Origin of the sequence: Sphingomonas sp. NFR04, assembly GCF_900114095.1 — a bacterium.
GTDB lineage: Bacteria > Pseudomonadota > Alphaproteobacteria > Sphingomonadales > Sphingomonadaceae > Sphingomonas.
The window spans coordinates 303141-317609 of the sequence record NZ_FORV01000004.1 but is presented as its reverse complement, the minus strand read 5'-3'; the positions used below and the strand labels follow the sequence as shown (position 1 = coordinate 317609).

The window sequence follows — 14469 nt, the reverse complement described above, 5'->3', positions numbered from 1 at the left end:
AGCGCGACGGAGGGGTGTCAACGCTGGAGGCGTGTCCTCCACTGCAGCCGGGGACACCCCTCCACCACCGCCTTCGGCGGCGGTCCCCCTCCCCCTCCGGGGGAGGATCTTGGGGCATCGGGACTTGCCCAACCCCCACGACTTCCTACAACATGGGCATGAGCGAAAACCCCACGCCGCCCGTCGCCGGCACCCGTCCGCACAGCTTCACCCGCCACGGCATCACCATCGAAGACCCCTGGGCCTGGATTCGCGACCCCGGCTATCCCGACGTGCAGGACAAGGACGTGCTCGCCTATCTCGAGGCCGAGAACGCCTATTTCGATGCGATCATGGCGCCCCACAAGCCGCTCGCCGAGACGCTGTTCCAGGAGATGCGCGGCCGCATCAAGGAAGACGAGGCCAGCGTTCCCCAGAAGGACGGCGACTGGCTCTACTGGACCGATCACGAGGTCGGCGCCGAATATGCCCGCTGGTGGCGCAAGCCCGTCGCGGGCGGCGAGGACCAGCTGATCCTCGACGAGACCCCGCTCGCCGCCGGCAAGGAATATTTCCGCCTCGGCGAGATCTCGGTCAGCCCCGACGGCCGGCTGCTCGCCTATGCCTATGACGACAACGGCTCGGAGCGGTTCGAAGTCCGGGTGAAGGACCTCGCCACCGGCGAACTCCTGCCCGACACCATCTCGGGCATGCTCTCCGAGATCGTGTGGACGGCGGATTCGAAGGGCTTTCTTTACGGCCTCGCCAACGAGAACTGGCGCACCGACAATGCCCGCTGGCACAAGCTCGGCGAGCCGGTGGAGAACGACGTGGAGCTGTTCCGCGAGGCCGACGAAGGCTACCGCGTCGCTGTCGGCGAGACCTCGTCGCGCCGATGGCTGACCATCGCCACCGGCGACCATGTGACCAGCGAAGTCTGGCTGCTCCCCGCCGACAACCCCGCCGCCACGCCCATCTGCGTCGCCCCGCGCAAGCCGGGCCGCGAATATGACGTGGACGAGCATGACGGCACGCTATTCATCCACACCAACGACGTGGACACCAACTGGCGCCTCGTCACCGCGCCGATCACCGCACCCGGCGAATGGACCGAGCGCATCGCCCCCTCGCGCCATTTCTACATGACCGGGGTGGCCTGCTTCGCCGATTTCTTCGTGGTCGAGGGCCGCGAGGACGGGCTCGACCAGATCGAGCTCCACCGCTACGACCCCGCCATCCCGCCCACGCGCCTGAACTTCCCCGAGGCGAGCTATGTCGCGGGCCTGGGCGACAACCCCGAATATGCCGTCACCAAGCTGCGCCTCGGCTATGAATCGATGGTCACTCCCGGCACCGTCCAGGATTACGACGTCGCCACCGGCGCGCTGGAGACGCTGAAGGTCCAGGAAATTCCCAGCGGCTATGACGGCAGCAAGTATCGCACCGAACGCCTGACCATCACCGCCCGCGACGGCACCGCCGTGCCCGTCTCGATCGTCTACCCGCAGGACTTCCCGCGCGACGGCACCGGCAAGCTCTATCTCTATGCGTACGGCGCCTATGGCCACGCCATCCCGCCAGGCTTCTCGACCAGCCGCATGTCGTTCCTCGATCGCGGCATGGCCTTCGCCATCGCCCATATCCGCGGCGGCGACGATCTCGGCCAGCATTGGTATCACGAGGGCAAGCTGGAGAAGCGCACCAACACGTTCCACGATTTCGTCGACGTGGCGAAGGGGCTGATCGCCCTCGGCTATACCGCGCCCGGCCGGATCGCCATCGCCGGCCGGTCGGCGGGCGGCGAGCTGATGGGCGCGGTGGTCAATTCCGATCCCGAACTATGGGGCGCGGTGATCGCCGACGTGCCGTTCGTCGACGTGCTCAACACCATGCTCGACGAAAGCCTGCCGCTCACCCCCGGCGAGTGGCCCGAATGGGGCAACCCGATCGAGGACAAGGCGGCGTTCGAGCTGATCCGCAGCTACAGCCCGTACGATAACGTTAGCGCACAGGCCTATCCGCCGATGCTGATCTCGGGCGGCCTCAACGACCCGCGCGTGACCTATTGGGAGCCCGCCAAATGGGCCGCCCGCCTGCGCGCGACCAAGACCGACGACAACATCCTGCTGCTCAAGACCAATATGGGCGCCGGCCATGGCGGCAAGTCCGGGCGGTGGGAGAGTTTGCGCGAGTATGCCGACGAGATGGCGTTCGTGCTTTGGCAGTTGGGGGTGGAGGGGTGAGACCCGCCGAGCCCTCGCGAGCGCGAGGCATGCGGATCGTCGAGAACTTCGCCAGCAAAGGCTGGCAGGAGGCGGCCGTTCAGCGATGGTCGGCGTATAAGGCGGGCGTCGATCGCGCCCCCGAGGACGTTCTATGGGGGGCATGCGCCGACTACACCCAGGTAGATGACGGCGCGTGGATACAGGATCTGATCCGCAGCTATCCCCGCGACCTGACCGTCTCGGCAGCGCAACTGCACGCAGAAATCTACGGCATTGACTTGCTAGGCGAGTATTGTCTCGTCACGGCGAATTTGTTCTTGAAAGAAGTGTGCCTGGTACCGCGAGACGATTTCATCACGGCCATAGACGCGTACAACGCCTTGCGGTCGGACGACTCGTCACCCGGTTTTGCACTGACGATCTATGATTTGCCTACCAGGATCGATTGGATTTCAGCGCATTCGATGCACATGGAGACCGCGTGGATTAGTCGCGCCTGCGAGAAAGCAGGGCATGGTACCCGCCTGCGCGCGACCAAGACCGACGACAACATCCTGCTGCTCAAGACCAATATGGGCGCCGGCCATGGCGGCAAGTCCGGGCGGTGCGAGAGTTTGCGGGGGTATGCCGACGAGATGGCGTTCGTGCTTTGGCAGTTGGGGGTGGAGGGGTAACCCTCCCAAAGCTGCTGCGATCTCTTCCCCCTCCCGCCTGCGGGAGGGGCTAGGGAAGGGTGCGACGTGGAAGCTGTGCCACCGGGCAACGGCTTCCAACAAGCATAAGTGTTGCCGTTATTCACACCATGTGATTCAAGAGCCAACGGGCTGATCCGCACGGGCACTGGAAATGGCTGAAAGCTCACCGATCGAATGGACGGACGCGACCTGGAATCCAGTCGCCGGTTGTAGCATCGCCTCGTCGGGATGCACGAACTGTTACGCCATGCGCATGGCCGCTCGGCTCGAAGCCATGGGCGTGGCTAAGTACGACGGTCTGACTCGAAAGTCCGGGGGCAGAGCGAAGTGGACCGGCGCCGTTCGCTGCGACGAGGCATCGCTTTCGATACCTCACCGCTGGCGCAATCCGCGAAAGGTCTTCGTCAATTCGATGTCAGACCTGTTCCATCCGGAAGTCCCAATCGCCTTTATAAAGCGCGTCTGGGACGTGATGGCGGAAACGCCACGTCACGATTACCAGTTGCTCACAAAGCGCCCTGATCGCATGCGCGAAGTGCTCTCGGAGGACGCTTTCCGCGTGCTTCCAAATGTGTGGGTCGGCACGAGCGTGGAGGGCCCTGAGGTTGTCGGCCGCATAGATCATCTTCGTGCTACACCTGCAGCAGTCAGGTTCATCTCGTTCGAGCCGCTGATTGGCCCTATCCAAGATGTTAGTCTGAAGGGAATCGCTTGGGCGATCGTCGGGGGAGAGTCTGGTCCCGGAGCACGAGCGATGCAGGAAGAATGGGTATGGGAGATCGAACGTCTATGCAGAAGGTTCGATACAGCCTTCTTCTTCAAGCAGTGGGGCGAAGTGAATAAGAAAGTTAGCGGACGCCTTCTCGGAGGGCGGACTTATGATGAGATGCCTGCTTATATTTCTGTATAACCCAATTAGCTCCCTTAGCTATAAGGGCTCTCGCAGCTGGAGCCGGGTTGTTGCTCATGCAATATAAAAGAAAATAGTCGTCTACAGAACCGACCGCCAGTGGCAGCGGCGGCGACACATATTTGAACAGACCTTCAAGCTGATTCCTGTGAAAATCTGCTATCTCCGCCTTAGAAGCGCTCCTCTTTTTTCGTTCATCCATGAAGCTCAAGAGTCCTCCACCCGAAGGGGCTTCGCTGTAAAATTTCGCCTCCCATTGATCGGTTCCGAAGTACTCGCAGAGAGCTCTCCTCTTCCCATCGTCCAATTTTGCGTGGTCATGTGAAAGCTGCTGAACAGCCGCCTTCAAATTTGCGAGAAACCAAACGTCAGCCTTTTGGCAATTCGCTAAAGCTTCAAGCGTACTCCACTTTACCTCAAGCCCGTAGGGGTCAAGAAATACAAGAGCGCGCGACCCTTTCCCGCGACCATTCGGATCACTCCAGAAAGGATCGCCGAACATTCCTCTCACGAAATCATTGGCATCCTTGCGGATGACCTTCGCGTCCTTTTCCGGATAGAAGGCCACCAGCTCTTCCAGCGCTTGGATATGCTGCTTTTTCGTGTCTCCGAATCGGAAGTGGTGGAAAGGCGGATCAACTGTCAGCGCGCGAGCAGCACTGCCTGGATAACGCTTTTCAATGGTAGAGAACGGCTCACCCTCGAAGATGCCACCGACCTCCTCTTCCGACGAACGCGACCCGGTTCCGGCGAATGGGTCAACATACCAAATGTCAAATTTTCTGCCAATCGCGCCGGTGAAAAAGGTGCTGTAAGCACTGATGGCGTTGAGCTTTACTTCAGTCCAACCGGCCCCAAACCAATGCTCACCGCTCATATTTATTCCTCGGCAATTACGCTCTGTCGATCATCTAAACTTTCTCTATCGCTTGCAAGCTCTTCCTCAATCCCCCGCAAACCCAAACGCCGTAACCCCGCGCTCCCGCTCGCTCCCTGCCGCCGCCCGCCCCGCAGGCGCCGCCGAGCGCTGCGGGCACGCCACGCGCGTACACGCCCGGCACCCCAGCCCGATCGGCGCGGCGCGGCCGGCCAGGTCGACGCCGCGCGCCGCCGCCAGCGTCCCCGCCTCCGCCGCCGGCAGGCCCAGCGCGATCACGAAGCGCGGGCGCACGCCGCCGGGGGCTCCCCCATGCGGATGCACGCAGCGCGCGATGGTGAAGGCGCGCGCGCCGTCCTCCAGCTCGACGAGCTGCACCGCCGTCTCGTCGGTCCGCACAAAACCGTCATAGGCGTTCCACAAGGGGCACGGCACCGCCGCCTCGACCAGCGCCGATCCGCTGGCGCCGGCATAGCGTTTCGAGACCTGCCCCGCGCGATCGAACCGCATCAGGAAGAAGCTCAGCCCCCGCGCGCCCACCCGCTGCAGCGTCGTCAGCCGGTGCGCGACCTGCGCCAGGCTCGCGCCGAAGCGCCGCTGGAGCAGCTCCAGGTCATAGCCGCTCGCCTCGCACGCGCGCAGGAAGCGGGCATAGGGCATCGTCACCGCGGCGGCGAAATAGGCGGTGAGGTGGCGGCGGAACAGCCGCGCGGCCACCCGGTCGAGCGCGGCGCCGCGGACCAGCGCCTCGATCTCGTCGCGCGCCTCCACCGCCAGCTGCTCGGCCAGCGCAAAGGCGCGGGCACTTGGATCGAGCGCCTCCGACAGCTGCAACTGCCGCGCATGGAGGTCGAGCCGCTTGAGCGTATCGACCATCACCTCGGCGGGCAGGATGCGCACGGCAAGCTGGTGCTTCACCCGCAGCCGCTCGGCCATCGCGCCATAGGAGTCGCCGGCCATGCGCAGTTCGTCGGCCAGCGCCTCGCCGGCGGCGTCGAGATCGGCGAAATGGTTGCGCCAGCGTTCGATCGCGCGGCGGACTTGGGGGCCGGGATCCTGCGCGGCGCCGGGGAGCGGCGCGGCGGCATCGCCCATCCGGTCATAGGCGCGGGCAAAGGCCTCGGCGCCGTCGGGCGCGCCGGCCAGCCATTCCTCGAGCTGGTGGCGATCGATGGCGAGGTCGGCGAACAGCGGGTCGGCCAGCCGCCGCCGCAGCGCCTCGGCCCCGCCGCCGGGCTCGGCCGCGGCGAGGCGGCGGGGATCGAAGTCATAGGTCTCGGCCAGCTTGAGCATCAGCGCGGCGGAGATCGGCCGCTGGTTGCGCTCGACCAGGTTGAGATAGCTGGCCGAAATCTCCAGCGCCTCCGCCATCGCCGCCTGGGTGACGCCGAGCTGGAAGCGCAGCCGGCGGATGGCGTGCCCGGCGAAGAGTTTGCGTTCGGCCATGGGTGCTCCTCCCTAAAATTCCTCCCCGGCACGGGGAGGGGGACCATGCGAAGCATGGTGGAGGGGCCGCGCCGCAGGCGCGGTGGTCCCGGCCCATCCTCCACCCGCACCCGCACCGCCGCTAGCGGCGGCCCCTCCACCACGCGGCTGGCACGGCGTGCCCCCCCCCTTCCCCGTGCCCGGGAGGAATTTGCGGCTGTCCTACACATATTGTTCTTTCTACGTTCCAATTGGAGAACGACAACGCGCCTGTAAATACTTTACACCATAACAAAGAGGGACCGCAACCAACAACACACCCACACCCTGTGTGACCCCGAAGGTGAATTCCCCACCTGCGTGAACTTTGGCAACTTACCCACACAAGGTTTAGCCAGTCAGTCAAGGAATTCACAATGCCCCAGTCGCTTGGTTTCGAGGATCTCGTCCCCGCCCCCGCCGGGCGATTCGACGGCATCCAGCGCCCCTACACCGCCGCCGATGTCGCAAAGCTGCGCGGCTCGCTGCCGGTGGAGCATACGCTGGCCCGCCGCGGCGCGCTCAAGCTATGGGAGCTGCTGCGCACCGAGGACTATGTCCATGCGCTGGGCGCCTTGTCGGGCAACCAGGCGATGCAGATGGTCCGCGCGGGGCTGAAGGCGATCTATCTGTCCGGCTGGCAGGTCGCGGCGGATGCCAACACCGCCGGGCAGATGTACCCCGATCAGTCGCTCTACCCGGCCAATGCCGGGCCGGAGCTGGCGCGGCGGATCAACGCGACGCTCCAGCGCGCCGACCAGATCGAGCATATGGAAGGCGGCGCGACGCGCGACTGGTTCGCCCCGATCGTGGCGGATGCCGAGGCCGGGTTCGGCGGACCGCTCAACTGCTTCGAGATCATGAAGTCCTATATCGCGGCAGGTGCGGCGGGCGTGCATTACGAGGACCAGCTCGCCAGCGAGAAGAAGTGCGGGCATCTGGGCGGCAAGGTGCTGATCCCGACCCAGGCGCATATCCGCAACCTCGATGCGGCGCGGCTGGCGGCGGATGTGTGCGGCGTCCCCACGGTGATCTGTGCCCGCACCGATGCGGAATCGGCGCGGCTGATCACCTCGGACGTCGATGAACGGGACCATGCGTTTCTCACCGGCGAGCGGACCCCCGAGGGGTTCTTCCGCCTCAAGGAAGGCACCGGGGTCGACCACTGCATCCAGCGCGGCCTGGCGTTCGCGCCGCATGCCGATCTGCTGTGGTGGGAGACGTCGAAGCCCAATCTCGACGACGCCCGCCGCTTCGCCGAGGCGATCAAGAAGCAGCATCCCAACAAGATGCTGGCGTACAACTGCTCGCCCAGCTTCAACTGGGAGAAGAACCTGGACAAGGACGATATCGCCCGCTTCCAGCGCGAGATCGGGGCGATGGGGTACAAGTTCCAGTTCGTCACCCTCGCCGGCTTCCACAGCCTCAACTACGGCATGTACGAGCTGGCGCGGGGCTATCGGGACCGCGGCATGGCGGCCTATTCGGAGCTGCAGCAGGCCGAGTTCGCGGCGGAGGCCGATGGGTACACCGCGACGCGCCACCAGCGCGAGGTCGGCACCGGCTATTTCGACGCGATCGCCCAGACGGTGGCGGGGGGCGCCAGCTCCACCACCGCGCTCGCCGAGAGCACCGAAGCCGCCCAGTTCAACGCCCAAGCCGCATAATCAGGAGAGTAGTGCCATGTCGAACGAACCGCAGCGCAGCCGCGCCGTCTTTTCCACCGAGGATTTCCGCCTGCTCCGCGAGGCCGTCGGGGCCCATTTGCAGGCAGTGAAGGACAAGCCGGAATCGGTGAAGTTCTCCAACCTCTACCACCGCTTGGGCCGCGTGGCCTGACGTCTTTCCTGGGGAGGAAAGGATGCCCGCCGGGTCGAGGACCTGGCGGGCATTTCCGCGCTTACTCGGCCCGCGCGCCGAGCTGCGCCAGCCGGGCAGCATGCTCCGCCTTGCCGAAAGGGAAGCGCCGGTAGAAGAACGCCGCGATGGCGCCGAGGGCCAGGTAGACCGCGCAGAAGATCAGGGTGAAGCGGTCGATCACCGCCTCGGGCACCGTTCCCGGCTTGGCACCGTCCGGGAAGCCCGAGAAGCTCAGGATCAGCCCGGTGGCGAAGATGCCGAGCCCGCTCGAGCATTTCTGAACGAAGAAGAAGCCGGCGAAGAACACCCCCTCGGACCGCCGCCCGGTCTCGACTTCGCTGTGCTCGACCACATCGGCCAGCATCGATGCGCCGAGCATGGTGGAGGAGACCGCGAAGGTCGCATTGACGGTGAAGATGGTGAACAGCACCGGCAGCAGCAGCGGGTCCCCGGGCGCCGGGAACAGCCCGACGAGGCGGAGGACATAGGGCGCGACGAGCAGCAGCACCGCGCCGACCAGCGCGATGGTCGCCGCGGTCGGCTTGCCCAGCCAGCGCGCCATGCGCGGGGCGATCAGGAAGGCGAGGACGACGCCCAGGAACAGCGTCGCGCCGAGCAGCTGGAAGGCGAGGTTCCCGAAATGCCAGACATGGGCGTAGAGATAGTTGGACATCGAGAAGCTGATGCCCTGCGCCACGAAATAGCTGAGCGCCGCGGTCATCAGCAGCAGGAAGGCGGGATTGCGCAGCGTGGCGAACAGATCGGCGATGCTCTGACGGAGCGGCTGGGGTTCGATCTCCACCGGCGGGAGGTTCTTGATCTCATGGTGGGTGCCCAAGGCCGAGCCGAGGATCGCCACCACCATCAGCGCCGCGCCGCCGATCGCAAAGCCCGGATAGCCGGCGCGGTCGAACTGGCCGTGCGGCTGGCCGGTCCGCTCGGCGAGGAACCAGCCATAGGAGAGCATCAGCATCGCCATGCCCCCGCCCCAGCCGAACAGGAAGCGATAGGCCATGATCCGCGTCCGCTCCTCATAGTCCGAGGAGAGCTCGGGGCTCAGCGCCTGCGACGGCACCTCGAAGGCGGAGACGGCGGTGCGCACCACCACCGCGGAGACGAACAGCCAACCGAGCAGCGCGCCCTGCGACCAGCTCGCCGGCGGGTTCCACAGGAACAGCCAGCCGATCGCGATCGGCAGCCAGGCGGCATACATCCACGGATGGCGCCGCCCCCAGCGGCTCCGGGTGCGATCGGAGAGCATGCCGATCGCCGGATCGACAAACGCGTCGAACAGCAGCGCGCACATGATCACGAAGCCGACCTGCGCGGCGGGGAGCCCGACCACCTGGTTGTAGAACAGCAGCAGGAAGGTGACGAAACAGAAGTCCTTCACGCCGTATGCTGCGGCGCCGAAGCCATAAGCGAGCATCGTCGGCGTCGCCACGCGCCGGCTCGGCGGTACGGGCGGGTTGTCGGCGGTGCGACCGTCCATCAAATGCTTCTCCACTACGTCCCCCGCCCACCCCGATACAGAGGCGGGGCCGCCCCGGCAAACGAAACGCTTTGGAAGATCGGGTATGGCTTGCAGCTCGCCATTCAGCCGTTATACCTGCCGACAATTAGAACCGAGAGGATGGCCATGGCCCTCGAACCCGAGCTGTTCGACGCGCTGATCGACACGGTCCGTCGCTTCGTCGCCGAGCGGCTGCGCCCGCTGGAGGCGGAGGTGGAAGCGGCCGACGCGATCCCCGAGCACCTCGTCGAGGAGATGAAAGCGCTCGGCCTGTTCGGCCTGTCGATCGCCGAGGAACATGGCGGGTTGGGCCTCGACATGGTGGAGGAAGCCCGGGTGGCGATCGAGCTCGGGCGCACCACGCCTGCCTTCCGCTCGGCCTTCGGCACCAATGTCGGAATCGGCAGCCAGGGGCTGGTGATCGCCGGCACGCCCGAGCAGAAGGCGCACTGGCTGCCGAAGATCGCCCGCGGCGCCATCATCACCAGCTTCGCGCTGACCGAGCCCGATGTCGGCTCGGATTCCGGATCGGTGAAGACGCGCGCGGTGCGCGACGGCGACGTGTACCGGCTGAGCGGCACCAAGCGCTACATCACCAATGCCGACAAGGCGCAGCTGTTCACCGTGATGGCCCGCACCGGCGAGGAAGCGGGTGGGCGCGGCGTCTCCGCCTTTCTGGTCCCGCGCGACCTGCCCGGCGTCTCGATCGGCGCGCCCGAACAGAAGATGGGGCAGAAGGGTGCGCGCGTCGCCGACGTGATCTTCGACGATGTGCCGGTGCCGGTCGCGAACCGGCTAGGCGACGAGGGCGAAGGCTTCCGCATCGCGATGCAGGTGCTCGATCGCGGCCGGCTGCACATCGCCGCGGTATGCGTCGGCGTCGCCGAGCGCCTGATCGCCGACTGCGTCGCCTATGCCAGCGAGCGCAGGCAATTCGGCAAGCCGATCGCCGAGCACCAGCTGATCCAGGCGATGCTGGCCGATTCGAAGACCGAGGCACTCGCCGCCCGGGCACTGGTGCTGGAGACGGCGGCCGCAAAGGACGCAGGCGCGAACACGACGATGGAGGCTGCGGCGGCCAAGTATTTTGCCAGCGAGATGGTCGGCCGCGTCGCCGATCGCGCGGTGCAGATCTTCGGCGGCGCCGGCTACATCGCCGATTACGGGATCGAGCGGCTGTACCGCGACGTACGGCTGTTCCGGATCTACGAGGGCACCAGTCAGATCCAGCAGCTGATCATTGCGCGGGAGACGCTGAAGCGGGGTGGATAAAAGCCCTCTCCCCACCGGGGAGAGGGTTGGGAGAGGGGCAGTCTGCAACACGAACAACAGGGCCGGATCGGAGGGACTGCCCCTCTCCCCGGCCCTCTCCCCAGAGGGGAGAGGGAGTTTGGCATGGACGTAGCTTCGCTGTTTCGCCTCGATGGCCGGGTGGCGCTAGTCACCGGGGGCTCGCGCGGGATCGGACGGATGATCGCCGAGGGATTCGTCGCATCGGGCGCGAAGGTCTATGTGTCGTCGCGGCGGGCCGATGCCTGCGAAGCCACCGCCGCGGCGCTGGGTCCCAATGCGATCCCGCTGCCGCATGATGTCTCCACTGTGGAGGGCTGCCGCGCCCTCGCCGCCGACCTGGCGGCACGCGAGCCGCGCCTCGACATCCTCGTCAACAATGCCGGCGCCGCCTGGGGCGAGCCGTTCGAGAGCTTTCCGGAAAAGGGCTGGGACAAGGTGATGGACCTGAACGTCAAGTCCCCCTTCTTCCTCACCCAGGCGCTGCACGGCCTGCTCAAGACCGGCGGCAGCGCGGAGCGTCCGGCCAAGGTGATCAACATCACCTCGATCGACGGCCAGCGGCTGAATGCGTGGGAAACCTATAGCTATCAGGCTTCCAAGGCCGCGCTGATCCACCTCACCCGGCGGATGGCGGCGCGGCTGGTGCGCGACCAGATCCACGTCACCTCGATCGCTCCCGGCGCTTTCCCCAGCGACATGAACAAGGCCGCCCGCGACCATGGCGGCACCGTGGCGCAGGCGATCCCTGCTAAGCGCATCGGCGTCGCGGAGGACATGGCCGGGGCGGCGATCTATCTCGCCAGCCGGGCCGGGGATTATCTGGTCGGGGAAACCGTCACCGTGGACGGCGGACTGGTCAACGCATCACTCGGCGCGAGCATCGACGGCTAAGCGACGCCGCCGAGCAAGCCCACCGATAGGAGATAGCCCCCCACCAGCAGCGCAATCCACTGCATCGCGCGCATGGTGGAAATGTAGCGGGGGTGCTGCATCGCGCGGACCACCGAGGCAGGCCACGCCAACATGCCTGCACCCTCGAAAGCCCACCAGAGTCCCGTCGCGGTCACCGCGATCTCGGCGGGATTGCCCCAGCGACGATGAAAGGAAACAACTCCCGCGCCGACAAAAAATGCAATAGCACCCACGGCGTGCATCGCCGCCGGATGCCGGCAGAGGTCGCGGGAGAAATCGGCAACCGCGGTGGGGAACCGCAGGAACCCCACCGCAGATACCAGCAGGTAGATGCCGAGCACCGGAGCCAGCACGAGCGTTTCGCGCGAGACCAGCGGCCCGAGCAGATCGATGGACATTACCGCGCGATGTCGCCCGCAGCCAGCACCGCCAGCGTCACTAGCTCGCTGGCGGTGGAGGTCATCGGCGCGATCTGGACCGACTTCTCCATGCCGATCAGCATCGGGCCGATGGTGGAGTCGCCGCCCAGCTCGCGCAGCAGCTTGGCGGAGATGTTGGCCGATTGCAGACCCGGCATGATCAGGATGTTGGCGGGTCCCGAAAGCCGTGCAAACGGATAGTTGGCGAGCAGCTTGGGGTTCAGCGCCACGTCCGGCGCCATGTCGCCTTCATATTCGAAGGTCACGCCGCGATCGTCGAGCACCTTCACCGCGTCGCGGATATTGTCGATCCACTTGCCCTCGGGGTTGCCGAAGGTGGAGTAGCTGAGCAGCGCGACGCGCGGCTCATGCCCCATGCGGCGGGCGACCTGGACGGTGCGCTCGGCGATGTCGGCCAGTTCCTCGGCGCTCGGGCGCTCGCTCACCGTGGTGTCGGCGATGAACACCGTGTGCGACCGGCCGACGAGCACATGGATGCCGAAGGGGGTGCGGCCGTCGACCGGATCGATCACGCGGCGCACCTGGCGCATGGTCTCGGCATAGGTGCGGGTGACGCCGGTGATCATCGCATCGGCATGGCCCAGGCGGAGCAGCAGCGAACCGAAGATGTTGCGGTCGCGATTGACCATCCGCTCGCAGTCGCGGCGCAGATAGCCGCGGCGCTGGAGGCGCTTGTAGAGCGTCTCCACCATCTCCTCGACCAACGGCGAGTTGACGCTGTTGTGCAGCTCGAAATGATCGGGGTTGGCGCCGAGCGTACGCAGCTGCTCGTGCACCGATTCGCGGCCGACCAGCACCGGCGTGCCATAGCCACCCTCCTGGAAGGCGATCGCGGCACGCAGCACCACCTCTTCCTCGCCCTCCGCGAAGATGACGCGCTTCGGCTTCGCGCGCGCGCCCTCATAGGCCATGCTGAGCACCGACGTCGTCGGGTTCATGCGGGCGCGCAACTGCTGGCGATAGGCCGTCATGTCGATGATCGGTCGGGTCGCCACGCCCGAATCCATCGCCGCCTGGGCGACGGCGGCGGGGATGATCTCGATCAGGCGCGGATCGAACGGCGTCGGAATGATATAGTCCGGGCCGAAGCTGTGGGACGTGCCATAGGCGGTCGCCACTTCCTCGGGCACCTGCTGGCGGGCGAGTTCGGCCAGCGCGCGGGCGGCGGCGACCTTCATCGCATCGTTGATGCCGGTCGCGCGCACGTCGAGCGCGCCGCGGAAGATGAAGGGGAAGCACAGCACGTTGTTGACTTGGTTCGGATAGTCCGAACGGCCGGTGGCGATGATCACGTCCGGGCGCACGCGCTTGGCTTCGGGCGGGGTGATCTCGGGATCCGGGTTGGCCATCGCGAAGATGATCGGCTTCGGCGCCATCTTGGCGAGCAGCTCGGCCGGAAGCGCGTTGGCGGCGGAGAGGCCGAGGAACACGTCGGCGCCTTCCAGCGCCTCGGCCAGCGTGCGGCGATCGGTCTTGGCGGCGTGCGCCGACTGCCACTGGTTCACGCCTTCGCGGCCCTGATAGATCACGCCGGTGCGATCGCACATCAGCAGATTGTCCTGGGGCAGGCCCATCGCCTTGATCAGCTCGGTGCAGGCGATCGCGGCGGCACCGGCGCCGTTGACGACGATCTTGGTCGTCTTCAGGTCGCGGCCGGTGAGATACAGCGCGTTGATGATGCCGGCGGCGGCGATGATCGCGGTGCCGTGCTGGTCGTCATGGAAGACGGGAATGTTCATGCGCTCGCGCAGCGTCTGCTCGATCACGAAGCATTCGGGGGACTTGATGTCCTCCAAGTTGATGCCGCCGAAGCTCGGCTCCATCAGCTCGACGGCGTCGATGAAGCGGTCGACATCCTCGGTCTTGAGTTCGAGGTCGATCGAGTCGACATCGGCGAAGCGCTTGAACAGCACCGCCTTGCCTTCCATCACCGGCTTGGAGGCGAGCGCGCCGAGATTGCCGAGACCCAGGATAGCGGTACCATTGGAGATCACGGCAACGAGGTTGCCCTTGGCCGTATAATCATACGCGGTGGCAGGATTTTCCGCGATCGCGAGCACCGGCACGGCGACGCCCGGCGAATAGGCCAGCGCCAGATCGCGCTGGGTCGCCATCGGCTTGGAGGCGACGATCTCGATCTTACCGGGACGGCCTTCGGCGTGATAGCGCAGCGCCTCCCGATCGGAAAACTGGACGTTGCTCTCTTCGGCCATCCGCTCGGCTCCTAACTTCGTTGACTGTTTGCGCCCCTAAAGCAGCCCGGGCCCGTGAATGCAAACCACAGAAGGCCACTTCCGTGCT

12 protein-coding genes are annotated in these 14469 nt (G+C 65.8%); 7 read left to right on the top strand and 5 right to left on the bottom strand.

The window, feature by feature from the left end:
• Nucleotides 1–158 precede the first annotated feature (158 nt).
• From BM009_RS13910 to BM009_RS13900, 3 genes are all read left to right on the top strand, one after another.
• Nucleotides 159–2222 (top strand): S9 family peptidase, encoded by a 2064-nt coding sequence (locus BM009_RS13910; RefSeq protein ID WP_093297359.1) that lies wholly within the window; start codon nt 159–161, stop codon nt 2220–2222.
• A 29-nt stretch (nt 2223–2251) separates the two neighbouring features.
• Entirely contained in the window at nt 2252–2878 is a 627-nt protein-coding gene (locus BM009_RS13905) for a hypothetical protein (RefSeq protein ID WP_139216621.1), read from the top strand.
• A 172-nt stretch (nt 2879–3050) separates the two neighbouring features.
• Complete coding sequence (locus BM009_RS13900; protein ID WP_093297071.1) at nt 3051–3809, top strand: DUF5131 family protein; 759 nt, start codon at nt 3051–3053, stop codon at nt 3807–3809.
• Here BM009_RS13900 and tcmP read toward each other — a convergent pair.
• Both tcmP and BM009_RS13890 read right to left on the bottom strand, forming a co-directional pair.
• Nucleotides 3748–4686, bottom strand: a complete 939-nt coding sequence (gene tcmP, locus BM009_RS13895) for a three-Cys-motif partner protein TcmP (RefSeq protein ID WP_093297070.1) — start codon at nt 4684–4686, stop codon at nt 3748–3750. The two genes, BM009_RS13900 and tcmP, sit on opposite strands and share 62 nt — an antisense overlap.
• A 66-nt stretch (nt 4687–4752) precedes the next feature.
• Entirely contained in the window at nt 4753–6132 is a 1380-nt protein-coding gene (locus BM009_RS13890) for a helix-turn-helix domain-containing protein (protein WP_093297069.1), read from the bottom strand.
• Between the two features lie 395 nt (nt 6133–6527).
• Between BM009_RS13890 and aceA the strand changes: the two genes are divergently transcribed.
• Both aceA and BM009_RS22640 read left to right on the top strand, forming a co-directional pair.
• Nucleotides 6528–7817, top strand: coding sequence for an isocitrate lyase (gene aceA, locus BM009_RS13885; RefSeq protein ID WP_093297067.1), 1290 nt, complete (start codon nt 6528–6530; stop codon nt 7815–7817).
• A 16-nt stretch (nt 7818–7833) separates the two neighbouring features.
• Nucleotides 7834–7989 carry a hypothetical protein gene (locus BM009_RS22640; RefSeq protein ID WP_019367690.1) on the top strand — a complete coding sequence of 52 codons (156 nt, stop codon included), beginning with the start codon at nt 7834–7836 and terminating at the stop codon, nt 7987–7989.
• 61 nt (nt 7990–8050) lie between these two features.
• Here BM009_RS22640 and BM009_RS13880 read toward each other — a convergent pair whose 3' ends face one another.
• Complete coding sequence (locus tag BM009_RS13880) at nt 8051–9502, bottom strand: MFS transporter (RefSeq protein ID WP_175488017.1); 1452 nt, start codon at nt 9500–9502, stop codon at nt 8051–8053.
• Nucleotides 9503–9649: 147 nt separating this feature from the next.
• Here BM009_RS13880 and BM009_RS13875 point away from each other — a divergent pair, with 147 nt between their 5' ends.
• Nucleotides 9650–10795: an acyl-CoA dehydrogenase family protein gene (locus tag BM009_RS13875; protein WP_093297355.1), complete on the top strand. Its 1146-nt coding sequence runs from the start codon at nt 9650–9652 to the stop codon at nt 10793–10795.
• A 123-nt stretch (nt 10796–10918) separates the two neighbouring features.
• Entirely contained in the window at nt 10919–11707 is a 789-nt protein-coding gene (locus BM009_RS13870) for an SDR family oxidoreductase (RefSeq protein WP_093297066.1), read from the top strand.
• On the opposite strand, the gene BM009_RS13865 is transcribed toward BM009_RS13870, so the two are convergent.
• Both BM009_RS13865 and BM009_RS13860 read right to left on the bottom strand, forming a co-directional pair.
• A complete protein-coding gene (locus BM009_RS13865; RefSeq protein ID WP_093297064.1) occupies nt 11704–12126 on the bottom strand; it encodes a hypothetical protein in 423 nt (140 codons plus the stop codon). The two genes, BM009_RS13870 and BM009_RS13865, sit on opposite strands and share 4 nt — an antisense overlap.
• Nucleotides 12126–14381 carry an NADP-dependent malic enzyme gene (locus BM009_RS13860; RefSeq protein ID WP_093297063.1) on the bottom strand — a complete coding sequence of 752 codons (2256 nt, stop codon included), beginning with the start codon at nt 14379–14381 and terminating at the stop codon, nt 12126–12128. The genes BM009_RS13865 and BM009_RS13860 overlap by 1 nt, the downstream gene beginning before the upstream one ends.
• Nucleotides 14382–14469: the final 88 nt, after the last annotated feature.